This is a genomic window from Acidovorax sp. SUPP950, from assembly GCF_030158935.1.
GTDB lineage: Bacteria > Pseudomonadota > Gammaproteobacteria > Burkholderiales > Burkholderiaceae_C > Paracidovorax.
Genome location: NZ_BQXE01000003.1, coordinates 97,858 through 119,894, shown reverse-complemented (window position 1 = coordinate 119,894; position 22,037 = coordinate 97,858). Strand labels below are relative to the sequence as shown.

Here is a 22,037-nt window from a genome sequence, read left to right as displayed (position 1 = left end):
AACCAGGGCCGCTGTGTCAGGCCCGGGGCGGGGCGGCCTGCAGGTGCGTGCCCAGTTGCAGATAGCGTGCGAGCCGCAGGGCGTTCTCGGGCGCGTGGATCTTCATGGTGTTGTCGAAGAAGCAGAACACGTCGCGTTCGGTCCGACGCGGTGCAGTGTCCGGTGGCGCGGCCGTCTCCAGCCCCTTCGGTGCCTGGCCGTGGGCCCAGGCGCGGATGCGTTCGCCCCACTGCGCGATCTGCGCATCGCTGTAGCCGCTGGCATAGAGCTGCTGCGCGCCGTGCAGCCGCAGATAGAGGAAGTCCGCCGTCACATCGCCCAGTTCGGGCCATCGTCCGCCGGTATCGGCCACCACCAGGGCCACGCGGTGGCGCCGCAGCAGGTCGATGCACTCCGGCGTACGGTAGCTGGCGTGCCGCACTTCCAGGGCATGGCGCAGGCGCCAGGGGCGGGACGGCTGGAGCAGCTCGCGGCCGTGCATGCGGTCCTCCCGCGCCTGCGCGAGCGTGGCGGCAGCGTCGGTATCGTGCGGCAGCAGGGCGAGAAAGTCCTCCAGCAGCGCCACATCGAATGGCAGGCTCGGCGGCAATTGCCACAGGATGGGACCGAGCTTGGCGCCCAGCGCGAACAACCCCGACGCCATGAAGTTGGCCACCGCCGCCCGCGCCTCGCGCAGCCGCAGGATGTGGGTGATGTAGCGCGGCGCCTTGACGGTGAACACGAAGCCCTCGGGCGTGTCTGCCGCCCACCGGGCGTAGCTGGACGGGCGCTGCAGCGCGTAGAACGAGCCGTTCAGCTCGATCGCGGGAAACTGGTGCGATGCGAAAGCCAGTTCCTTCGCCTGCACCAGATCTTCTGGATAGAACGCGCCCCGCCAGGGCGCATAGCGCCAGCCGGACACCCCGATGCGGATCTGTGCAGCCATCTGCGTGCCTCCTCACGCACACCGGGTGGCATGCGTGGCGCCAGTGTGGTGTGTGGCCGACATTCCCGCCACCGCCCGTCGGCGCGCCTGGTGGTAGGCGCATTCGCACAGACCCTTTGGGCAAACAGCTACTTACTTCGTTTACAGAACGCCCTGCTGTGTGAAGCGGACCCGCGTGTACCCTGCCTTCGAAACACCTGAAAAAGGAGAACACCATGGGTCTCATCGTCCGAAACAATCCCTCCCTCGCGCCGGCGCTCGGCGCCTCCGCAGCTCCCGCCGGGGGCGCTTCCGTCAAATGGCTGTGGGCGGCCGTGGGTGCGCTGGGCGTGAGCGTGCTGGCATTGGGCGCCACCCTGGTCATGCAGCAGCGCGGCGGCAGCGCCCCCGCCGAGTCTGCCGCGCAGGTCGCGCAATTGGCCCCCGGTGCGACGCGCACGCCCGAGGCCGAAGTCATCAATGAACGGGCGGGCGCCCAGCCCGCACGGCAGCCGCAGCCCCTGGCCCAGAACATCGTGAACCGGGCCCCGGCCTCGCCGCAGTACGGCAGCGGGTCGGGCGGTGGGTACGACGCCTCCGCGGACGCCGGCCGGCCGGTGGCCATGCCGGCCCAGGCGCCGGTGTGCAGCACCTGCGGCCGCATCGAGTCGGTGCAGACGGTGCAGCAGGCCGCTCCCGCGTCCGGCGTGGGTGCCGTGGCGGGTGGGGTGCTGGGGGCCGTCGTGGGCAATCAGGTGGGCAAGGGCTCGGGCCGCGCGGCGGCCACTGTGCTGGGCGCGGTCGGCGGCGGCTACCTGGGCCACACGGTGGAGCAGCGCACCCGCACCACCACGGCCTACCAGATGCGCGTGCGCATGGATGACGGCTCGGTGCGCACCTTCACGCGCTCGCAGCCGGTGGCCGAGGGCACGCCGGTGCGCGTGGAGGGCCGCAGCTTCCGCGTGGACAACCGGCCGCAGGGCCAGGCCGGCTACACGCAGGGCGCGCAGTCGATGCGCGTGGCCAACAACGGCTACTGATCGGCGGGGCCTGCGCAGGCCCCTTGCCCTCATTCACTGTCCCACGGGCGGCCTTGGCCGCCCGTTGCCATTGGGGCGGCGGTTCCGGCGCCGCTGGCCACCGGGGTGGTATCTTGTGTTTTGTGCCTCCAGTGCAATCAGTACTAGGGCATTGTGCTATTAATTTAATAGCAATTGAGGGGTGGCTTTGTCCACGGGCCGGCGCTGCGTGAGGCCGGTGCCTCGCGGGTAGGGCCGGCCTCTGCCATCCCGGGCCCGCCCGCGCCCGGCGCGTCACTTCATTTCTCGACGAACGCGCGTTCGATCACGAAGTCGCCGGGCTTCGTGGTGTTGCCTTCCTCGAAGTCGCGGTGCTCCAGGATGGCCTTGAGCGATGCCAGCATCTCGGGGCTGCCGCACAGCATGACGCGGTCCACCAGCGGGTCCAGCGGGGGCACGCCCAGGTCGGTGAAGAGCTTGCCGCTTTCGATCAGGTCGTTGATGCGGCCCTGGTTGCGGAACGGCTCGCGGGTCACCGTGGGGTAGTACTTGAGCTGCTTGGACACCGTCTCGCCCAGGAACTCGTGCTGCGGCAGCGTTTCGGTGATGAAGTCGTGGTAGGCCAGCTCCTTGACCTGGCGCACGCCGTGCACCAGCACCACTTCCTCGAACTTCTCATAGGTGTCGGGGTCGCGGATCACCGACAGGAAGGGCGCGAGGCCCGTGCCCGTGGAGATCAAATACAGGCGCTTGGCGGGCAGCAGATAGTCGATGAGCAGCGTGCCCGTGGGCTTTCTGCCCACCACGATGGAGTCGCCCACCTGGATGTTCTGCAGGCGCGAGGTCAGCGGGCCGTCCGGCACCTTGATCGACAGGAACTCCAGGTGCTCTTCGTAGTTGGCGCTGGCGATGCTGTAGGCCCGCAGCAGCGGCTTGTCGTTCACCTTGAGGCCGATCATGGTGAAGTGGCCGTTGGAGAACCGCAGCGCCGGGTCGCGCGTGGTGGTGAAGGAAAACAGGCGGTCGGTCCAGTGGTGGACGGAAAGGACTCGTTCTTCGTTGAATGCGCTCATGGAAATGGTGCAGATTGGGTGTGAGACGAAAGAAGCCTTCAGGGGCAGGGCCGGTGGCGGATGGGCGCATTGCGCGACCTGGGCTGCCCCCTGCCATGCGGGCAAACCCGCACATTGTCGGGCAAACCGGCCCCGCGGCCTTATGGCATCTGCGCATGTGCTTATGCCAGCCGGGCCCGGTGGGGGGGCGGCGGGCGCCGGGACGCTCCCGCGATCGGTGGTGCCGGGCGCTTCAGGCGCCGTCGGCCGGGTCCACCGCGTAGCCGCGCAAGAACACGTCGATGGCCCGGCCGATGGCCTGGCGCATCTTCACCTTGGACAGGTTGTCCTCCAGGCCGAAGAGGCGCGGCGTGGCCGTCTCCGACTCCATCAGGGCCATGAAGTGGCGCGCCGCGGTCAGGGGGTCGGCCTGCCGCAGCAGGCCTTTGCGCATCTGGGCTTCCAGGAACGAACCCAGGGCCTGAATGCCCTTGTGGGGGCCCAGTTCGAAGAAACGCTTGCCAATGTCGCTGCGGCCCGATTCGGCGACGAAGGCGCGCTTGGCCTGGATGGCCGGCTCGCTGCAGATCACGGCCAGCATCTTCTCGGCGAAGGTCTTCAGCGCGGTTTCCAGCTCGCTCTCGTCCTGCTCGAGCGCGAGAAAGAACAATTCGATGTGCTGCTTGGCCGCGCCGATGGCGACCTCCAGGAACAGCTCTTCCTTGGAGCTGAAATACCCATACAGCGTGGACTTGGAGCCCCCGACCCGGGCGGCGATCTCCGCCATTGACGCCCCCTCGAACCCCGATTCCGAAAAAACCTGGGAGGCAATTTCCACGATCGCGTCCCGCTTGGCTTCCGTCTTGACGCGCATCTACCGACTTCCGTTTTCTGTATTCATGCGTCCGAGTATTGATGGGCGAAGAATCGAAGTCAAATTTACTTTACCGTACAGTACGGTTTGTATATCATCGGCGCATTGTTCTTTGGAGATTGCCCATGCGACCCGTTCATCGCCCCTTGCTCACGCTGTCGGCCGCAGCTGCCATGGCCTGTCTGCTCGCCGCCTGCGGCAAGCCCCCGGGCGGCCCGCCGGCACCGCAGGGCACGCCCATCGTCGGTGTGATGACCGTGCAGCCGCAGCCTGTGGCGCTGAGCACCGAACTGCCCGGCCGCACCGTGCCCTACCAGGTCGCCGACGTGCGGCCCCAGGTGGGCGGCATCGTGAAGGCGCGCAAGTTCCGCGAGGGCAGCGATGTGAAGGCCGGCGAGGCGCTCTACCAGATCGACCCCGCCACCTACCAGGCCACCTACGACAGCAACGTGGCCGCCCTGTCCAAGGCCCAGGCCAGCCTCAAGACGACCCGGCTCAAGGCCGACCGCTACAAGGAGCTGGTGGCCATCCAGGCCGTGAGCCAGCAGGATTACGACGACGCGGCCGCATCGCTGGGCCAGGGCGAGGCCGACGTGGCATCGGCCCGGGCGAACGTGGAAACGAGCCGCATCAACCTGGCCTATGCGCGGGTCGATGCGCCCATCTCGGGCCGCATCGGCAAGTCGAGCGTCACGCCGGGCGCGCTGGTCACCGCCAGCCAGGCCACGGCGCTGGCGACCATCCAGCAACTGGACCCGATCTACGTGGACGTGACGCAGCCCAGCGCCGCGCTGCTGCGCCTCAAGCAGGCCCTGGCCCGCGGCGATCTGCAAAAGGCGGGTGCCAATGCCGCCAAGGTGCGGCTGATGCTGGAAGACGGCAGCGCCTACCCGCTGGAAGGCAAGCTGGAGTTCTCGGACGTCACCGTGGACCAGAGCACCGGCGCGATCACGCTGCGCGCCGTGTTCCCCAACCCGCGGGCCGATCTGCTGCCCGGCATGTACGTGCGCGCCGTGCTGCAGGAAGGCGTGAAGGAGCAGGGCCTGCTCGTGCCGCAGCAGGCCGTCACGCGCGACAGCACCGGCAAGCCCATGGCCTACGTGGTCGGCGCCGACAGCAAGCTGCAGCGGCGGGCCCTGGAGACCGAGCGCACGGTGGGCGACCAGTGGCTGGTGCGCACCGGGCTGCAGGCCGGAGACCGGCTCGTGGTGGACGGACAGCAGCGGGCCGCGCCCGGCGCCCTGGTGAAGGCGATGCCCTGGACACCCAAGGCCGCGGCCGCGCCCGTGGCACAGGCCACCGCCCCCGAGGGTGCCGCCAACCCCGCGAACTGACGCGCGCGAAAGAACCCCATGGCACGCTTTTTCATCGACCGCCCCATCTTCGCGTGGGTCCTGGCCATCATCGAGATGCTGGCCGGCGCCCTGTCGATCTTCACCCTGCCGATCGCGCAGTACCCCAGCATCGCGCCGCCCGCCGTGGCGATCACGGCCAACTACCCCGGCGCCTCCGCCAAGACGCTGGAGGACACCGTCACCCAGGTCATCGAGCAGAAGATGAAGGGGCTGGACCGGCTCAGCTACATGGCCTCGACCAGCGAGTCGTCCGGCCAGGTCACCATCACGCTCACGTTCGACAACGGCACCGACCCCGATACCGCCCAGGTGCAGGTGCAGAACAAGCTGTCGCTGGCCACGCCGCTGCTGCCGCAAGAGGTGCAGCAGCAGGGCGTCACGGTCACCAAGTCGGCCACCAACTTCCTGAACGTGCTGGCCTTCACCTCCGAAGACGGCAGCATGAACGGCTCCGACCTGTCGGACTACGTGGCCGCCAACGTGCAGGACGCGATCAGCCGCGTGGAAGGCGTGGGCGACACCACCCTGTTCGGCTCGCAGTACGCCATGCGGGTCTGGCTCGATCCGGACAAGCTGGCCAACTTCGGTCTCACGCCGCTCGACGTGAAGACGGCCATCCAGGCGCAGAACGCGCAGGTCTCGGCCGGCCAGCTGGGTGCGCTGCCAGCGGCCGGCAACCAGCAGATCAACGCCACCATCACCGCGCAGACGCGCATGAAGACGGCGCCGGAGTTCGAGGAGATCCTGCTGCGCACCCTGACCAACGGCTCGCAGGTGCGGCTGCGCGATGTGGCGCGCATCGAACTGGGCAGCGAAAACTACAGCACCGTCGGCCGCTACAACGGCAAGCCGGCCGCCGGCCTGGCGATCAAGCTGGCCACCGGCGCCAATGCCCTCGACACGGTCCGCGCGATTGACGCGCGGGTGGACGAACTGCAGAAGTTCTTCCCTCCGGGCATGAAGGTGCAAAAGCCCTACGACACCACGCCGTTCGTGCGCATCTCCATTGAGGAGGTGGTGCGGACTCTGGTCGAGGCCGTGGTGCTGGTGTTCCTGGTGATGTACCTGTTCCTGCAGAACTTCCGCGCCACGCTGATCCCCACCATTGCGGTGCCCGTGGTGCTGCTGGGCACCTTCGGCGTGCTCGCGGCGTTCGGCTTCACGATCAACACGCTGACCATGTTCGCGATGGTGCTGGCCATCGGGCTGCTGGTGGACGATGCCATCGTGGTCGTGGAGAACGTCGAGCGGGTGATGACCGAGGAGGGACTGTCGCCCAAAGAGGCCACGCGCAAGTCGATGGGCCAGATCACCGGAGCGCTCGTCGGCGTGGCCCTGGTTCTGGCCGCGGTGTTCGTGCCCATGGCGTTCTTCAGCGGCTCGACCGGGGTGATCTACCGCCAGTTCTCCATCACCATCGTCTCGGCGATGACGCTCTCGGTGCTGGTGGCGATGGTGCTGACGCCCGCCCTGTGCGCCACGCTCCTCAAGCCGGTGCCCAAGGGCCACGCCATGGCGACGACCGGCTTCTTCGGTGCGTTCAACCGCGCCTTCGATCGCGGCAACCGCGGCTACCAGGGCATCGTGCGGCACATGCTGGGCAAGGGATGGCGCTACATGGCGCTGTATGCGGTGCTGCTGGCGGCGGTGGTGTTCGGCTTCATGAAGCTGCCCGTGGGCTTTCTGCCCGACGAGGACCAGGGCACGATGTTCGTGCTGGTGCAGCTGCCACCCGGTGCCGCCAACGCGCGCACCGAAGAGGTCATCCACCAGGTGGAGAAGCACTTCCTGGAGGACCAGAAGGATGCGGTGGCGGGCGTGTTCTCGGTGTCCGGCTTCAGCTTCGCCGGCAGCGGCCAGAACACGGGGTTTGCCTTCGTCAAGCTCAAGCCCTGGGACGAGCGCAAGGGCGAGGCGCTGAGCGTGTCGGGCGTTTCGCAAAAGGCCGGCGCGTTCTTCGCGACGATCCGCGATGCGCAGGTGTTCGCCTTCGCGCCGCCTGCCGTGTCCGAACTGGGCAACGCCACCGGGTTCGACCTGATGCTGCAGGACCGCGCCAACCTGGGCCATGCCGCGCTGATGCAGGCGCGCAACCAGCTGCTGGGCGAGCTGTCCAGGGACCCACGCCTGGTGGCGGTGCGCCCCAACGGACTGGAGGACACGCCGGAGTTCCGCCTGGAGATCGATCCGCACAAGGCGGGGGCGCTGGGGCTGTCGATGGCCGACATCAACAACACGTTCTCGGCCGCCTGGGGCAGCAGCTATGTCAACGATTTCATCGACAAGGGGCGCGTGAAGAAGGTGATGCTGCAGGCCGACGCACCGTTTCGCATGCTGCCCGAGGACATCGACCGCTGGTACGTGCGCAACAGCGCCGGCACGATGGTGCCCTTCACCTCGTTCGCCAAGGCCAGCTGGTCGTCGGGTTCGCCGCGGCTGGAGCGCTACAACGGCGTGCCCTCCATGGAAATCCTGGGCATGGCGATGCCGGGCGCGGCATCGAGCGGCGAGGCGCTGGCGATCGTCGAGGCGGCGGTGGCCAAGCTTCCGCCCGGCATCGGCTTCGAGTGGACCGGGCTGTCGCGCCAGGAGAAGGCCTCGACCGGCCAGACCGGCCTGCTCTATGCGCTGTCGATCCTGATCGTGTTCCTGTGCCTGGCGGCGCTCTATGAAAGCTGGGCGATCCCGTTCTCGGTGATCCTCGTGGTGCCGCTGGGCGTGTTCGGCGCGCTGCTCGGGGCCATGCTGACCTGGAAGATGAACGACGTGTACTTCCAGGTGGGCCTGCTCACCACCATCGGGCTGGCGTCCAAGAACGCCATCCTGATCGTGGAGTTCGCCAAGGAGCTGTACGAGGGCGGCAAAGGCCTGGTCGAGTCGGCCATGGAGGCGGTGCGCATGCGCCTTCGCCCCATCCTGATGACATCGCTGGCGTTCATCCTGGGGGTGCTGCCGCTGGTGCTGGGCAGTGGCGCCGGGGCGGGCGCGCAGCATGCGCTGGGCACGGCCGTGATCGGCGGCATGCTGTCCGGAACCGTCCTCGCGATCTTCTTCGTGCCGCTGTTCTTCGTGTTGATCGTGGGCCTGTTCCGGCGCGAGCCGGCCGCCCCGAACGCCCAGGCCGCGCACGGCGCGCTGCCACACCCTGCTTCGGAAGGTGCCTGACATGTCCCGCTTCCTCCTCGCTCCCCTGGCCCTGGCCGCGGCATCCCTGGCTGGCTGCAGCCTGATGCCGGCCTACGTGCAGCCCGCCGCGCCCGTGGCCGCCACCTTCGCCGGCGATGCCGGCACGCCCGCCGCGGTGCCGGTGGCCGACATCGGCTGGCGCGACGTGTTCACCGACCCCTCGCTGCAGCGGGTGATCGAGATGGCCATCGCCAACAACCGCGACCTGCGCGTGGCGGCGCTCAACATCGAGCGGGCGCGTGCGCAGTACCGCGTGCAGGACGCAGCGCTGTTCCCGACCGTCAACGCCAGCGGCGGCGGCGGCGGCAGCCGCACGCCGGCAGACCTGTCCGGCGCGGGCCGGCCCGTGGTGGCCCACAGCTACAGCGCCACCGTGGGCTTCAGCGCCTACGAGCTGGACCTGTTCGGCCGCGTGCGCAGCCTGAATGCGCAGGCGCTGGAGCAGTTCTTCGCCACGGCGGAGGCCCGCCGCAGCACGCACATCAGCCTGGTGTCCGAAGTGGCGTCGGCCTACCTCACGCTGGCGGCCGACCAGGACCGGCTGCGCCTGGCGCAGGACACGCTCGCCAACCAGAGCAATGCCTTCGCCCTCAACCAGCGCAGCTTCGACCTGGGCGTGGCCTCGGCCCTCACGCTGCGGCAGGCGCAGACCAGCGTGGATTCGGCCCGGGTGGATGTGGAGCGCTACACCGCCCAGGTGGCCCAGGACCGCAATGCCCTGGTGCTGCTGGTGGGCGCCGAGGTGCCGCCCGAGTGGCTGCCGCAGGCCCTGCCCAGCGATGCCAGCGCGGCGTCGAACCCGCTGGCCCAGGTTCCGCCGGGGCTGCCGTCGGACCTGCTGCAGCGCCGCCCGGACATCCTGCAGGCCGAGCGCACCTTGCGGGCCGCCAACGCCAGCATCGGTGCAGCCCGCGCCGCCTTCTACCCGCGCATCAGCCTGACGGCGTCGGCCGGTACCTCCAGCGCGGACCTGTCGGGCTTGTTCAAGGGCGGCTCGGGCAGCTGGACGTTCGCGCCGCAGGTCTCGCTGCCGATCTTCGACGGCGGCGCCAACCAGGCCAATCTGGACATCGCCCGGACCGACCGCGACATCGACGTGGCCCAGTACGAGAAGGCGATCCAGACCGCGTTCCGAGAGGTGTCCGATGCGCTGGCCCAGCGCAGCACGCTGGGCCGCCAGCTGGAGGCCCAGCAGTCGCTGGTGGACGCCACGGCCGACAGCTACCGCCTGTCGGATGCGCGTTTCAAGCGCGGGGTGGACAGCTACCTGACCGTGCTGGACTCGCAGCGCTCGCTCTACACCGCGCAGCAGAACCTGATCGGCACGCGGCTGTCGCGCTACACCAACCTCGTCACGCTCTACAAGACGCTCGGCGGCGGATGGGTGGAATCGACCGGAACACCGGTGGCCGCCGTCGGCACCGCGAAACCCTGATGCCGGCCGGGCACCTGACGGGGCCTGAGCGCCTGCCACCGTGGCCAAGCACACCAAGACCGAAGCGGAGCTGACGCGGGCGCGCATCGTCAGCGCGGCGTTGCAGGCCTTCGCCCGGCATGGGGTGCAAGGCGCCGGGCTGGGCGAGGTGGCGCGGCAGGCGGGGGTGTCCCGCGGCGCGATCTACTGGCACTTCGCGGACAAGACCGCGCTGCTGCAGGAGCTGCTCGGCCGCCTTCGGTGGCCGCTGGACATCGGTGCCCGCCTGGATGCCTACCAGAGCGCGGCGCAGCCCCTGTCGCTCCTGCACCGCTGCCTGGCCCACCAGATCGGCGAGTGCCGTGAAGACCCGGTGCAATGGCCGCTGGTGCAATGGGTGCTGCGCGAAGCCGTTGAGGCAGAGGGGTGGGAGGGCCTGCGACCGCGCGCGGCGGTGGCCCAGGCGGCGGCCGTTCGCCACCTGGAGTCCGCGCTGGCCGTGGCGGCGCGCCGGGGCCACTTGCGCGAGGGCCTGGAGCCGGCCCTGGCGGCGCGCTGTCTGCATGCGGTCGGGCGCAGCGTGTTGGCCGAGCCGGTGGAGGAGACCGATCCTGCCGGATACCGGCGGCATGTGGACGCCTGCCTTGGGTTTCTGATGGACGGCATGGCGCCGGGCAGGCCGCGCGCTGCCCTTGCCCCCAGCCCCTGACGCGGGCTCAGGCAAACGCATCGATGCGCGCTACGTGCGCCTCGATCACCTGCGCCATCCAGTCCATCACCACGCGCACGCGGCGGGGCAGGTGGCGGCGGTGGGCGTAGAGCAGGGTCAAGGCCATCGGCGGGGCCGGGTGGTCGGGCAGCACCTGCACCAGCGTGCCGCGCTCCAGGTGCGCATGCACCCCGATCAGCGGCGCCTGCACGATGCCCAGCCCCGCCAGGCAGGCGGCCTGGTACGCCTCGGCCCCGTTGACGGTGATGGGGCCGGCCATCGGCTGGCGCACGGTTTCGCCCTCGCGCAGGTACTCGAACCCGCCGGACCTCGCGCCCAGCGTGGTCACGTAGTGGATCAGGTGGTGGTGCGCCAGGTCCTGCACGGACTGCGGCTGCCCGGCCCGCGCCACATAGCCCGGGCTGGCGCAATTGACCATGCGCAACTGCCCGAGCGGCCGCGCCACCAGGCCCGGCTCCGACACCGTGCCCACGCGCACCACGCAATCGAAGCCCTCGCGCACCAGGTCTACGCGGCGGTCGGTGCTGCTGATCTCGATCTCCAGGCGCGGGTGGCGCTGCAGCAGCTCGGGCAGCTGCGGCAGGACCACGCGGCGCGCGATGCCGGTGGACATGTCGATGCGCACCCGCCCCCGCAGCGCTTCGCCCCCGGGCTGCTGGAACATGGACTGCAGCTCGTCCACATCGGCCAGCAGGTCCTTGCAGCGCTCGTAGTAGGCCTGGCCGTCCTGCGTGAGCTGCACCCGCCGCGTGGTCCGGTGCAGCAACCGGGTGCCGAGCTGGCTTTCGAGCTGCTGAACCGCCACCGACGCGGCGGCTTTCGGAATGCCGAGCGCATGGGCGGCCTGGGTGAAGCTGGACAGCTCCGCCACGCGGACGAACACCAGCATGCGGTCGAGGGGGTTCATTGTCTTTCTGGGGTGAACAAACTGATCAATTTTTGCCGATTTATGAAAGGGTGCCTGCTCAATAGACTGCCAAGCACGCTGTTTTCATGTCCACTCAAAGGCCTGCCATGACCGCTTCTCTCCCCTCCCCATCCTCCACCGCGCCCTCGCCGGAAGCCGGCGCGCCCATCGCCTTGGTCACCGGCGGCAGCCGGGGCCTGGGCCGCAATGCCGCGCTGCACATCGCCCGGCAGGGCATCGACGTGATCCTGACCTACCGCAGCCAGGCGGCCGAAGCCGAGGCCACCGTGGCCGAGATCGAACGCCTGGGCCGGCGCGCCGTGGCCCTGCCGCTCGACGTCTCGCAGAGCGCCGGCTTCGCCGCGTTCGCGGCCCAGGTGCGCGAGGTGCTGTCGGGCCGCTGGCAACGCGAGCGCTTCGACTTCCTGGTGAACAACGCGGGCATCGGCATCCATGCCGGCTTCATGGAGACAACCGAGGCGCAGTTCGACCAGCTCGTCGACATCCATTTCAAGGGCGTGTTCTTCCTCACGCAAAAGCTGTTGCCGCTCATGAACGACGGGGGGCGCATCGTCAATGTGTCCACCGGCCTGGCCCGCTTCGCGCTGCCGGGGTTCGCGGCCTATGCGGCCATGAAGGGCGCCGTGGAAGTGCTGACCCGCTATCTGGCCAAGGAGCTGGGCCCGCGCGGCATCGCCGTGAACGTGGTCGCCCCGGGTGCCATCGAGACGGACTTCGGCGGCGGTGCGGTGCGCGACAACGCGCAAATGAACGCCTTCATCGCGTCCCAGACCGCGCTGGGCCGGGTCGGCCAGCCGGACGACATCGGCGGCGTGATCGCCTCGCTGCTGCTGCCCGGCAGCCGCTGGGTCAACGCGCAGCGCATCGAGGCGTCCGGCGGCATGTTCCTGTAAGCCTCAGTTCAAGCCGCGCCGCGGTGCAGCACCCGCCGGTACTGCACGGCCTCGGCCACGTGCGCCGGGGCGATGGCCGCGCTGCCCGCCAGGTCCGCGATCGTGCGGGCCACCTTCAGCGCGCGGTGCGTGCTGCGGGCCGACCAGGCCAGCCGGGTCGCGGCGGCCTGCAGAAAGCGCGCGGCCGCATCGTCCAGCGCCAGGTGGGTGTCGATCTGCTGGCCCTGCAGGGCCTGGTTGGGCAGGCCCTGGCGGTCGATGGCCCGTTGCCGGGCCTGCACCACGCGCTCGCGCACCGCCGCCGTGGCCTCGCCGGGCGGCGCCTGCAGCAGCTCGCCCGGGGGCAGCGCGGGCACTTCCACATGCAGATCGATGCGGTCGAGCAACGGGCCGCTGAGCTTTCCCTGGTAGCGTGCCACCTGATCGGGTGTGCAGCGGCAGGTGCGCTGGCCGGAGCCGAGAAAGCCGCAAGGGCAGGGGTTCATCGCGGCCACCAGCTGGAAGCGGGCAGGGTATTCGGCCCGCTGTGCCGCTCGGGCGATGGTGATGCGGCCTGTCTCCAGCGGCTCACGCAGGGCTTCCAGCGCACTGCGGGCGTACTCCGGAAATTCATCGAGAAAAAGGACGCCATGGTGGGCGAGCGAGATCTCGCCGGGCCGTGGGGGTGAGCCGCCGCCGACCAGTGCAATCGCGCTGCAGGTGTGGTGCGGGGCGCTCGTATTTCTGTTGCCCCATCTTTCCGGGCCGAAGCGGCCGGCCAGGCTCGCAATGGCCGCGCTCTCCAGCGCCTCGTCCACCGTCATCGGCGGCAGCAGCCCGGCAAAGCGGTGCGCCAGCATCGATTTGCCCGATCCTGGCGGGCCGACCAGCAGCAGACCGTGGCCACCCGCGGCGGCGATCTCCAGCGCCCGCTTGGCGGCGGCCTGGCCCTTCACGTCGGCCAGATCCGCCGGCGGCGGCGCCGATTGCAGCGGTGACGCCTGCAGCCGCACGAACCCCTCGCCGGCCGGCTCGGCGGGCGCGTGGGCGGTGACGGGCAGAAAGTGCTGCACCACGTCGAGCAGGTGGCGCGCCCGGTACACCTCGGTGCCTGGCACCAGGGCGGCTTCCTCCGCGCTGCCGGGCGGCAGCACCATGCGCACGGCCACGCCGGCCGAGCGCAGGGCCAGACTGGTGGCGAGCGCGCCGCGCACGGGGCGCAACTCGCCGGACAGCGACAGTTCTCCCGCGAATTCATGGCCCGCCAGGCGCACGCTGTCGATCTGCCCGCTGGCCGCCAGAATCCCAAGCGCAATCGGCAGATCGAATCGGCCGGAGTCTTTGGGCAGATCGGCCGGCGCGAGATTGACCGTGATTTTCTGGTTGTGCGGAAACTCCAGCCCGGCATTCTGCAGTGCCGAGCGCACGCGTTCCCGCGCCTCCTTCACTTCCACATCCGCCAGACCGACCAGCGTGAAGCTGGGCAATCCGTTGGCCAGATGCACTTCGACCGTCACGCACGGGGCCTGCAGTCCCAGCAATGCCCGGCTCTGCACCAAAGCAAGACCCATGGTTGATTTTCTCCCTCGTTGGAAAGCCGGCTGTTCACCAGCGCCTGAATTTCGAAGGGCGAGGATATCGGCAATCGCGGCCCTTCCGGCACGGCAGCGGTGGCGAACCGGTGCAGAGGGCGCCCAGGCTGGCTGCTCCATGGCGCGGGATCGCTCCATCGGTCGGCCTTCGCGCGCCGCCGTTGCGGTCCTGTTTTGAATGCCTTCGTTTGCCGGGGTTAATCAGGGTCGGCAAAGCCGGGGATTAATTCCATGGAAAGGTCGGACCCGAAAAGATAAACAGCGGTTTAATAATGTACAACTCCGTACTTTATTCGCTGCGAATATTATTTTCACTCGAGGAGTTAAATAAAATTTCCTTATGTTGTGTGGAAAACAAGCGTGGCGCTGAGGCCATTGATCGAATCACACGCAAGCAAATGAAACATAAAAACCCCATATTAAAAATGGCAGTGGTTTTTGATCTAGCCTAATACCGTGCTGCACTGCAACATCGAATCAACAACACGGAGGTTTCCATGGACCTGACCACGCGACTCATGCTTCAAAACCGTGCCTGGGCTGACGAAATGACGTCACGCGACCCGGCATTTTTCGAAAACCTGGTGGCCGGCCAGCAGCCGCGCGTCTTCTGGATCGGGTGCGCCGACAGCCGCGTGCCCGCCGAAAGCATCACCAATGCCCTGCTGGGCGAGTTGTTCGTGCACCGCAGCGTGGCGAACCTGGTCCGTCCGGACGATCCCAACATCATGAGCGCGCTGCAATACGCCCTCGACGTGCTCCAGGTGCGGTACGTGATCGTCTGTGGCCATGAAGGGTGCGGCGGCGTCCGGGCCGCGCTGATGCCGGCCGAAAGCGCGGTGCCGGCGCGCGGAGACTACCTGGCCGAGCACCTTCGCCCGCTGCGGGCCCTGTACCGCCGCCGTGCGGGCGAGATCGACGGCCAGACCGTCCCCGATCCGGACGATGCCGATGAAGTCGCGGCCCGGGTGGGCCGCTTCGTGGAGCTGAACGTGGCCGATCAGGTGCACACGCTGGCGGCCACGCCCCAGGTGCAGCGCGCCTGGCAGCGGGGGCAGTCCCTGCAGCTGCTGGGCTGGGTCTACGCCTTGCGGGACGGGCGCCTGCGCCAGGTGCTGGACCTCGATGCCAGCAGCATCCAGCTGGCCGCGGCGGCCTGACCCGAAGGAGTGCGCACCATGCAAACCACCCTTCGCAACCCGGACGGCGCGTCGGCCGCCGGTCTTCTGGCCCACTGGCGCAGCGACGTGCCGGCGGGCGTCGTCGTCTTCCTCGTGGCCTTGCCCTTGTGCCTGGGCATCGCATTGGCCAGCGGCGTGCCGCTGATGGCGGGGCTTGTCTCCGGCATCGTGGGCGGGCTGGTCGTGGCCTGGCTGTCGGGCTCCCAGCTCAGCGTGAGCGGGCCGGCGGCCGGCCTGGTCGTGATCGTCGTCGATGCGATCGCCAAGCTGGGGAGCTTCGAGGCGTTCCTCGTGGCCGTGATGGTGGCGGGCGCGCTGCAGTGGCTGTTCGGCCGCCTGCAGGCCGGCGATCTGGGCGCCTGCTTTCCCTCGCCCGTCATCAAGGGGATGCTGGCCGCCATCGGGCTGATCCTCATCCTCAAGCAGCTTCCGGTGGCGTTTGGCTTCGTGTCGGGCGAGCAGGCCATGCGCCTGGTGCCCCGCACGATCGACGGCTTCGATGACCTTGGCCGGCTGGTCGGCGCCGTCACCGGCAGTGCGGTGATCATCGCCGCCGGTGCGCTGGCCATCCTGTTCGCCTGGGACTCCCCCTGGGCCAAGCGCCTGCCGCTGATCGGCCGGCTGCCCGGACCGCTGCTGGCGGTGCTCTGGGGCATCGGGTACCAGGCCGTGGCCATGGCCACCGAGCCGTCCGTGGCGCTGCCCGACCACCAGCGCGTGGCCCTGCCCGAAGGCGACGGCCTGGCCGCGCTGTGGTCTCAGCTCGCCTCGCCCGACTGGTCGGCGCTGGCGCGGCCGGAGGTCTACACCATCGCCTTCACCCTCGCCGTCGTGGCCAGCCTGGAAACCCTGCTGAGCCTGGAGGCGGCCGACCGGCTCGATCCGCTCAAGCGCGTGGCGCCGCCCAACCGGGAGCTGCAGGCGCAAGGGGTGGGCAACATGCTGGCCGGCCTGCTGGGGGGGCTGCCGATCACGGCGGTGATCGTGCGCACCTCGGCCAACATCCAGTCCGGTGCGCGCACCCGGCTGTCGGCGGTGTTCCATGGCGTGCTGCTGCTGGCGAGCGTGCTTTTCCTGTCGGAGTTCCTGCAGTGGGTGCCGCTGGCCGCGCTGGCCGCCGTGCTGCTGCACACCGGCTTCAAGCTGGCCAAGCCGGCCATGATCGCGGCGGTCTGGCGCGAAGGCTGGTCGGCGTTCGTGCCGTTCGCGGTGACGGTGGGCGCGATCCTGGCGACCGACCTGCTCATCGGCATCCTCATCGGGCTGGCCTGCAGCATGCTCTTCCTGATCCAGGCGAACACGCGCGGCGCGCTGACGATGATCTCCGAGGGCAACGTCCACCTGATCCGGCTCAGCAAGGATGTGTCGTTCTTCAGCAAGGCCACGCTGCGCAACCACCTGAACCGGGTGGAGCCGGGGCATTCGCTGGTCATCGACGGCTGCAACTGCGGCTTCATGGACCGCGACATCCGCGAGGCGCTGGACGATTTCATGGCCCATGCGCAGGAGCGCGGCATTCAGGTCGAACTGCGATCCATGCCGCAGGCGGGCCCCCCCGTCCCTTCGGACGAGCCCCCGGCGCAGTGGCTCAAGGCCCGTTCGGCGCGCTGACGGCGGGAGCGCTTCCTCCAAAAAAACAGCGCGGTCGGCCCCGCCGGGCGGCGGGATGCACCAACGCAGTGTGTCCCGCCGCCCTGTCCCCATGGCGGTGCATGGACGGACGATCGCGGCGAATCATGGCCTTGGTGGCACTGCAATGGTGCAAAAAGTAACGCGGGCGCATAGCATGTAACCACTTTCGGCATAGCTGCCAGGCCGGCGCCCAGGCCCGGATGGCACCGTGCGAGGGAGATGGCACGGTCCATGCTTGGAGCGTGGACATCCCTAATCAGCCACCCCCGGAGGAACCATGTCCCGTGTATCCATGAAGTCCTTGAGCGTCGCCCTCGTTGCCGCCCTGCCTCTGCTGGCCAGCGCACAACTGACGGGCAACGTCAGCCTGACCACCAACTACAAGTTCCGTGGCCAGGACCAGGACGCCAGCCGGGTCAAGGCCGTCAAGCCCGCCATCCAGGGCGGCTTCGACTACAGCTTCGGCGACAGCGGCTGGTATCTGGGCAACTGGAACTCCAGCGTGGACTGGCTGCCGGGCAATTCCATCGAGATGGATTTCTATGGCGGCTACAAATTCAAGGCCGGCGACGTGGACCTGGACCTGGGCGCGCTGACCTATGCGTACCCCGGCAATTCCGTCGGCAACACCACCGAACTCTACGGCGCGGCCACCTACGGCCCGCTGACGGCGAAGTACTCGCACACCATCTCCAAGGACTACTTCGGCTGGGCCTCCGCCAAGACGACCAGCAACAAGGGCCGCAACACCGGCTACTTGAACCTGGCGTATGCGCAGGAAGTGGCCCCCAAGACGACGCTGAAGGCATCGGTCGGCTTCACGCGCTTCGCCAGCGACATCAAGGACCTGGGCGTGCCCAACTACATGGACTACAGCGTGGGCGGTGCCTACGACTTCGGTTCGGGCCTGTCCCTGTCGGCCGCCGTGGTGGGCGCCAACAAGAAGGCCTTCTTCGGCCCGGTCAACAAGTCGCGCCTGATCGTTGCGCTCACGAAAACCCTGTAAGACAACGGGCGCCGAGGGGTGCCTCCAATGGAGAAAAGCAACATGAAAATGGTGACAGCCATCATCAAACCCTTCAAGCTCGACGAGGTGCGCGAAGCCCTGTCGGACATCGGGGTCCAAGGGATTACGGTGACCGAGGTCAAGGGCTTCGGCCGCCAGAAGGGCCACACGGAGCTGTACCGCGGCGCCGAATACGTGGTGGACTTCCTCCCCAAGGTGAAGATCGAGGCGGCCGTGTCCGACGAGCTGGTGGACCGCGTCATCGAAGCCATCGAGGGGGCCGCGCGCACCGGCAAGATCGGCGACGGCAAAGTCTTCGTGTGCCACCTGGAGCAGGTCGTCCGCATCCGCACCGGCGAGACCGGCAAGGAAGCCCTGTAAGGCCCGGCCCCCCGCGCCTGTCACCAGACACCCAAGAGAAACTGCCATGAAAAAACTGCTTGCTTCCTTCCTGCTGGGGTTGAGCCTGATGGCCTCCGGCACCGCCGTGCTGGCCCAGACGCCCGCGGCATCCGAACCCGCATCGGCCACGGCACCCGCCGCCGCCCCTGCGGCCGCAGCCCCTGCGCCAGTGGCGGCCGCACCCGCACCGGCGGAAGCCGCCGCGGCCGCAGCACCTGCCGCCGCCCCCACGCCCAAGCTCGATTCGGGCGACACGGCCTGGATGCTGACCTCCACGCTGCTCGTGATCCTCATGACCATCCCGGGCCTGGCCCTGTTCTACGGCGGCCTGGCCCGCTCCAAGAACATGCTGTCGGTGCTGGTGCAGGTGTTCGTGATCTTCTCGCTGATGAGCGTGCTGTGGGCCGTGTACGGCTACACCCTCACGTTCGGCGGCGAAGGCACGTTCTTCGGCGGCTTCGACAAGATCTTCCTCAAGGGCATCGCGCCGGACACGCTCTCGGGCGCGCTGCCGACCATCCCCGAGTACGTGTTCGTGGCCTTCCAGGGCACCTTCGCGGCCATCACCGTGGCGCTGATCGTGGGCTCGTTCGCCGAACGCATCAAGTTCTCCGCCGTGCTGATCTTCAGCGTGCTGTGGTTCACCTTCAGCTACATCCCCATGGCGCACATGGTGTGGGGCGGCGGCCTGCTGGGCAAGGACGGCGCGCTCGACTTCGCCGGCGGCACCGTGGTGCACATCAACGCCGGGATCGCCGGCCTGGTGGGCGCCTACATGGTGGGCAAGCGCATCGGCTTCGGCAAGGAAGCGCTCACGCCCCACAGCCTGACGCTGACGATGGTCGGTGCCTCGCTGCTGTGGGTGGGCTGGTTCGGCTTCAACGCCGGCTCCGCCGGTGCCGCCAACGGCGCTGCGGGCCTGGCCTTCATCAACACCGTCCTGGCCACGGCCGCCGCCACGCTGAGCTGGCTGGCCGGTGAGTCGCTGCACAAGGGCAAGGCCTCCATGCTGGGCGCCGCATCGGGTGCCGTGGCGGGCCTGGTGGCCGTCACGCCGGCCGCCGGTTTCGTCGGTCCCATGGGCTCCATCGTGCTCGGCCTGATCGCCGGCGTGGTCTGCCTCTGGGGCGTGGGTGGCCTCAAGAAGATGCTGGGCGCCGACGATGCATTCGACGTGTTCGGCGTGCACGGCGTGGGCGGCATCATCGGTGCCATCCTGACCGGCGTGTTCGCATCGCAAGGCCTGGGCGGCACGGGTGGCCTGACCCCCGACACGTTCGCCATGGGCGCACAGGTCTGGATCCAGCTCAAGAGCGTGCTGGTGACCATCGTGTGGTCCGGCGTCGTGGCCTTCATCGCCTACAAGATCGCCGACCTGCTGGTGGGCCTGCGTGTGCCGGAAGAAGCCGAGCGCGAAGGCCTGGACATCACTTCGCACGGCGAAACCGCCTACAACCGCTGACCGGCTGAGATCCCTGCCGCGGTGACTGGTGGCATCGCGGCGGTGCGACAACAAGCGAGATATTCCTCCTGGACATTGGGCCCGCCGCAAGGTGGGCCTTTTTTTTGGCCCGCGGCCACCGGCCGCGAATAATGGAAGCAGCAGACCGGCGCGCCAGCGGTGGCGTGCCCGGCCCCTTCCACCGCCTTCCCAGGAGACCCCCCCATGCCCATGGACTGGCGTCCCGCCACTTCCGAGCCCGACCAGTTGGGCGAATCGCCTTTCTGGCACCCCATCGAATCGCGCCTGTACTGGGTGGACATCGCCGGCCGCGCGCTGTGCCGGCTGCACCCGGCCTCGGGCCGGGCCGAGCGCTGGGCCATGCCGTCCGAGCCCGGCTGCATCGCGCCCGCGCGCACCGCGGGCCAGCCCAGCGGCCTGGTGATCGCCCTGCGCGACACCCTCTACCGCGCCAAGGACTGGGGCGGCCCCCTGGTGCCGGTGGCCCGGCTGCCGATCGATCCGGCCACGGAGCGGGCCAACGATGGCAAGTGCGACGCGCTGGGCCGATTCTGGGTGGGCACGATGCACGAGCCCGCCGCGGGCCCCCGCCAGCCGGTCGCCGCGCTGTACTGCGTGGATGGGCGCGGCGACGGGGCGCCCCTTGTGCGCCGGATGCTGGACGGGGTGGCCACGGCCAACGGCCTGGCCTGGTCGCCCGATGGCGGCACGCTGTACTGGGTCGATACCCCCTCGCACACCATCCGGGCCTGGGCGTGCGATGCCTCGGGCGAGCCCGTGGGCGCGCCGCGCGTGCTGCATGCCTTCGCGCCCAAGCCCGATGGCTGGAAGCCCGGCCAGCCGGGCTACGGCGGCCGGCCCGACGGCGCGGCGGTGGATGCCGAAGGCCACTACTGGTGCGCCATGTACGAGGGCGGCCGCGTGCTGCGGCTGTCGCCCGGCGGCGAGATCGTGGCCGACATTCCCGTGCCGGCGCAGTGCCCCACCATGCCCTGCCTGGGCGACGACGGGCCGGAGGGCGCCACGCTGTTCGTCACCTCGGCCCGCCAGGGGCGCCCGGCCGACGAACTGGCGCGCGAGCCGCATTCGGGCCACCTGCTGGTCGCTGGCGAGCGCCTGCCGGTGGCCGGGCGGCCGGTGAACTGGTACGAAGAGGGACTGCTGCCCGCCGGCCTCGCCTGAGCACTGGGGCGCCGCGCCGGATGGCCTGCAGCCGGGACGGTGGATTCACGCCCGGCGTTCAAAAAATTCACGGCCGGCCGAGCCCCGCTGGCGAAGGGGGGCCGCTACGATCCACGCCATGGACTCCGCCCTCCGCCAGATCATCGACCGCGTGCGCGACAGCGTCCAGCGCCAGGCCCCCGTGTGCATCCGCGGCGGCGGCACCAAGGACTTCCACGGCGGCGCCGTGCTGCAGGGCGAGCGCCTGGACACCACGGCCCTGTCGGGCATCGTGAACCACGAGCCGAGCGAGTTGGTCGCCACCGTGCGCGCCGGCACGCCGCTGGCCGAACTGGAGGCCGCGCTGGCGGCCCACGGCCAGTGCCTGCCCTTCGAGCCGCCGCATTTCGGCCCGGGCGCGACCGTGGGCGGCATGGTGGCCGCCGGCCTGTCGGGACCCGCGCGCGCCAGCGTGGGCGCGGTGCGCGACTATGTGCTGGGGCTGGAGCTGGTCAACGGCCGGGCCGAGCTGCTGCGCTTCGGCGGCCAGGTGATGAAGAACGTGGCGGGCTACGACGTCTCGCGCCTCATGGTGGGCGCCTGGGGCACGCTGGGCGTGCTCACCGAGGTCAGCCTGAAGGTGCTGCCCGTGCCGCCGGCCGAGGTCACCCTGCGCTTCGATGCCAACCCGGCCGACGCGTTGCGCCGGCTGCAGGCCTGGGGCGGGCAGCCGCTGCCCCTGAACGCCAGCCGCTGGGAAGGCGGTCCCGGGGGCACGGGCCTGCTCTGGGTGCGGCTGCGCGGGGCCGTGGCCGCCGTCGAGGCCGCCTGCCGCAGCATGGGGGGCGAGCGCCTGGACACCGCTGCCGCGGCGCCCGCCTGGCAGGCCTGCCGCGAGCAGACCCTGCCGTGGTTCGCTGCCCGGGCCGAGCGGCCGGACCTGGCCCTGTGGCGCCTGTCGGTGCCCGCCGCCGCGCCCATGCTGGCGCTGCCCGCCGGTGTGGCGGCGCCGCTGATCGAATGGCACGGCGCCCTGCGCTGGGTGCAGGCCCCGCCGGACGCGGGCGCGGCGCTGCACGAGGCAGCGCAGGCCGTGGGTGGAAGTGCTTCTCTTTTTGTAGCAGGCAAGGCAATCGGTACTAGGGCTTCAGGCCATTTCGATCCGGTATTGCCCGGCACGCTGGCACAGATCCATGCCCGGCTGCAGCAGGCGTTCGATCCGGCGGGCATCTTCAACCCCGGCCGGATGGGCCCGGGGCGGTAGCGC

General features: G+C 69.4%; 18 protein-coding genes. 13 read left to right on the top strand and 5 right to left on the bottom strand.

Annotated features, from left to right (window positions below):
• Positions 1-16: 16 nt before the first annotated feature.
• Positions 17-925 carry a DUF72 domain-containing protein gene (locus tag AVME950_RS14345; RefSeq protein ID WP_284430327.1) on the bottom strand — a complete coding sequence of 303 codons (909 nt, stop codon included), beginning with the start codon at positions 923-925 and terminating at the stop codon, positions 17-19.
• A 215-nt stretch (positions 926-1,140) separates the two neighbouring features.
• Here AVME950_RS14345 and AVME950_RS14340 point away from each other — a divergent pair, with 215 nt between their 5' ends.
• Entirely contained in the window at positions 1,141-1,944 is an 804-nt protein-coding gene (locus AVME950_RS14340) for an outer membrane lipoprotein (RefSeq protein WP_284394671.1), read from the top strand.
• 278 nt (positions 1,945-2,222) lie between these two features.
• Here AVME950_RS14340 and AVME950_RS14335 read toward each other — a convergent pair whose 3' ends face one another.
• Positions 2,223-2,996, bottom strand: coding sequence for a ferredoxin--NADP reductase (locus AVME950_RS14335; protein ID WP_272549805.1), 774 nt, complete (start codon positions 2,994-2,996; stop codon positions 2,223-2,225).
• 232 nt (positions 2,997-3,228) lie between these two features.
• Positions 3,229-3,849 (bottom strand): TetR/AcrR family transcriptional regulator, encoded by a 621-nt coding sequence (locus AVME950_RS14330; RefSeq protein ID WP_284394670.1) that lies wholly within the window; start codon positions 3,847-3,849, stop codon positions 3,229-3,231.
• A 125-nt stretch (positions 3,850-3,974) separates the two neighbouring features.
• Here AVME950_RS14330 and AVME950_RS14325 point away from each other — a divergent pair, with 125 nt between their 5' ends.
• From AVME950_RS14325 to AVME950_RS14310, 4 genes are read left to right on the top strand one after another with little or no spacing between them, the layout of a single operon-like run.
• The gene (locus tag AVME950_RS14325) at positions 3,975-5,183 is read left to right on the top strand and encodes an efflux RND transporter periplasmic adaptor subunit (RefSeq protein WP_284430326.1); all 1,209 of its coding nucleotides are present in this window, start codon (positions 3,975-3,977) and stop codon (positions 5,181-5,183) included.
• Positions 5,184-5,201: 18 nt separating this feature from the next.
• On the top strand, positions 5,202-8,369 hold the full coding sequence (locus AVME950_RS14320) for an efflux RND transporter permease subunit (RefSeq protein ID WP_284430325.1): 3,168 nt from the start codon (positions 5,202-5,204) through the stop codon (positions 8,367-8,369).
• Between the two features lies 1 nt (position 8,370).
• Positions 8,371-9,825 (top strand): AdeC/AdeK/OprM family multidrug efflux complex outer membrane factor, encoded by a 1,455-nt coding sequence (adeC, locus tag AVME950_RS14315; protein WP_284430324.1) that lies wholly within the window; start codon positions 8,371-8,373, stop codon positions 9,823-9,825.
• Positions 9,826-9,865: 40 nt separating this feature from the next.
• Entirely contained in the window at positions 9,866-10,513 is a 648-nt protein-coding gene (locus AVME950_RS14310; protein WP_284430323.1) for a TetR family transcriptional regulator, read from the top strand.
• A gap of 7 nt (positions 10,514-10,520) precedes the next feature.
• Here AVME950_RS14310 and AVME950_RS14305 read toward each other — a convergent pair whose 3' ends face one another.
• Complete coding sequence (locus AVME950_RS14305) at positions 10,521-11,441, bottom strand: LysR family transcriptional regulator (RefSeq protein WP_284430322.1); 921 nt, start codon at positions 11,439-11,441, stop codon at positions 10,521-10,523.
• A gap of 107 nt (positions 11,442-11,548) precedes the next feature.
• Between AVME950_RS14305 and AVME950_RS14300 the strand changes: the two genes are divergently transcribed.
• A complete protein-coding gene (locus tag AVME950_RS14300; RefSeq protein ID WP_284430321.1) occupies positions 11,549-12,355 on the top strand; it encodes an SDR family NAD(P)-dependent oxidoreductase in 807 nt (268 codons plus the stop codon).
• A gap of 8 nt (positions 12,356-12,363) precedes the next feature.
• Here the strand turns inward: AVME950_RS14300 and AVME950_RS14295 are convergent, their stop codons facing one another.
• Positions 12,364-13,905 (bottom strand): YifB family Mg chelatase-like AAA ATPase, encoded by a 1,542-nt coding sequence (locus tag AVME950_RS14295; RefSeq protein WP_284430320.1) that lies wholly within the window; start codon positions 13,903-13,905, stop codon positions 12,364-12,366.
• Positions 13,906-14,423: 518 nt separating this feature from the next.
• Here AVME950_RS14295 and AVME950_RS14290 point away from each other — a divergent pair.
• The 7 genes from AVME950_RS14290 (at position 14,424) to glcE (ending at position 22,034) form a co-directional block, all read left to right on the top strand.
• Positions 14,424-15,086: a carbonic anhydrase gene (locus AVME950_RS14290; RefSeq protein WP_284430319.1), complete on the top strand. Its 663-nt coding sequence runs from the start codon at positions 14,424-14,426 to the stop codon at positions 15,084-15,086.
• 18 nt (positions 15,087-15,104) lie between these two features.
• A complete protein-coding gene (locus AVME950_RS14285) occupies positions 15,105-16,718 on the top strand; it encodes a SulP family inorganic anion transporter (protein WP_284430318.1) in 1,614 nt (537 codons plus the stop codon).
• A gap of 298 nt (positions 16,719-17,016) precedes the next feature.
• The gene (locus tag AVME950_RS14280) at positions 17,017-17,745 is read left to right on the top strand and encodes a TorF family putative porin (RefSeq protein ID WP_272565959.1); all 729 of its coding nucleotides are present in this window, start codon (positions 17,017-17,019) and stop codon (positions 17,743-17,745) included.
• Positions 17,746-17,787: 42 nt separating this feature from the next.
• A complete protein-coding gene (gene glnK / locus AVME950_RS14275) occupies positions 17,788-18,126 on the top strand; it encodes a P-II family nitrogen regulator (RefSeq protein ID WP_092744562.1) in 339 nt (112 codons plus the stop codon).
• A gap of 46 nt (positions 18,127-18,172) precedes the next feature.
• The gene (gene amt, locus AVME950_RS14270) at positions 18,173-19,609 is read left to right on the top strand and encodes an ammonium transporter (protein WP_284430317.1); all 1,437 of its coding nucleotides are present in this window, start codon (positions 18,173-18,175) and stop codon (positions 19,607-19,609) included.
• Between the two features lie 204 nt (positions 19,610-19,813).
• Complete coding sequence (locus tag AVME950_RS14265; protein WP_502869411.1) at positions 19,814-20,791, top strand: SMP-30/gluconolactonase/LRE family protein; 978 nt, start codon at positions 19,814-19,816, stop codon at positions 20,789-20,791.
• Positions 20,792-20,909: 118 nt separating this feature from the next.
• Positions 20,910-22,034 carry a glycolate oxidase subunit GlcE gene (gene glcE / locus AVME950_RS14260; protein WP_284430316.1) on the top strand — a complete coding sequence of 375 codons (1,125 nt, stop codon included), beginning with the start codon at positions 20,910-20,912 and terminating at the stop codon, positions 22,032-22,034.
• Positions 22,035-22,037: the final 3 nt, after the last annotated feature.

What these genes read in the sequence shown, in the direction of transcription:
- AVME950_RS14290 (WP_284430319.1), top strand. Translation starts at nt 14,424, where the DNA reads ATGGACCTGACCACGCGACTCATGCTTCAAAACCGTGCCTGGGCTGAC.
- AVME950_RS14320 (WP_284430325.1), top strand. Translation starts at nt 5,202, where the DNA reads ATGGCACGCTTTTTCATCGACCGCCCCATCTTCGCGTGGGTCCTGGCC.
- AVME950_RS14305 (WP_284430322.1), bottom strand. Translation starts at nt 11,441, where the DNA reads ATGAACCCCCTCGACCGCATGCTGGTGTTCGTCCGCGTGGCGGAGCTG.
- glnK (WP_092744562.1), top strand. Translation starts at nt 17,788, where the DNA reads ATGAAAATGGTGACAGCCATCATCAAACCCTTCAAGCTCGACGAGGTG.
- amt (WP_284430317.1), top strand. Translation starts at nt 18,173, where the DNA reads ATGAAAAAACTGCTTGCTTCCTTCCTGCTGGGGTTGAGCCTGATGGCC.
- AVME950_RS14345 (WP_284430327.1), bottom strand. Translation starts at nt 925, where the DNA reads ATGGCTGCACAGATCCGCATCGGGGTGTCCGGCTGGCGCTATGCGCCC.
- AVME950_RS14300 (WP_284430321.1), top strand. Translation starts at nt 11,549, where the DNA reads ATGACCGCTTCTCTCCCCTCCCCATCCTCCACCGCGCCCTCGCCGGAA.
- AVME950_RS14330 (WP_284394670.1), bottom strand. Translation starts at nt 3,849, where the DNA reads ATGCGCGTCAAGACGGAAGCCAAGCGGGACGCGATCGTGGAAATTGCC.
- AVME950_RS14325 (WP_284430326.1), top strand. Translation starts at nt 3,975, where the DNA reads ATGCGACCCGTTCATCGCCCCTTGCTCACGCTGTCGGCCGCAGCTGCC.
- AVME950_RS14285 (WP_284430318.1), top strand. Translation starts at nt 15,105, where the DNA reads ATGCAAACCACCCTTCGCAACCCGGACGGCGCGTCGGCCGCCGGTCTT.
- AVME950_RS14335 (WP_272549805.1), bottom strand. Translation starts at nt 2,996, where the DNA reads ATGAGCGCATTCAACGAAGAACGAGTCCTTTCCGTCCACCACTGGACC.
- AVME950_RS14295 (WP_284430320.1), bottom strand. Translation starts at nt 13,905, where the DNA reads ATGGGTCTTGCTTTGGTGCAGAGCCGGGCATTGCTGGGACTGCAGGCC.
- AVME950_RS14265 (WP_502869411.1), top strand. Translation starts at nt 19,814, where the DNA reads ATGCCCATGGACTGGCGTCCCGCCACTTCCGAGCCCGACCAGTTGGGC.
- AVME950_RS14280 (WP_272565959.1), top strand. Translation starts at nt 17,017, where the DNA reads ATGTCCCGTGTATCCATGAAGTCCTTGAGCGTCGCCCTCGTTGCCGCC.
- AVME950_RS14340 (WP_284394671.1), top strand. Translation starts at nt 1,141, where the DNA reads ATGGGTCTCATCGTCCGAAACAATCCCTCCCTCGCGCCGGCGCTCGGC.
- adeC (WP_284430324.1), top strand. Translation starts at nt 8,371, where the DNA reads ATGTCCCGCTTCCTCCTCGCTCCCCTGGCCCTGGCCGCGGCATCCCTG.
- glcE (WP_284430316.1), top strand. Translation starts at nt 20,910, where the DNA reads ATGGACTCCGCCCTCCGCCAGATCATCGACCGCGTGCGCGACAGCGTC.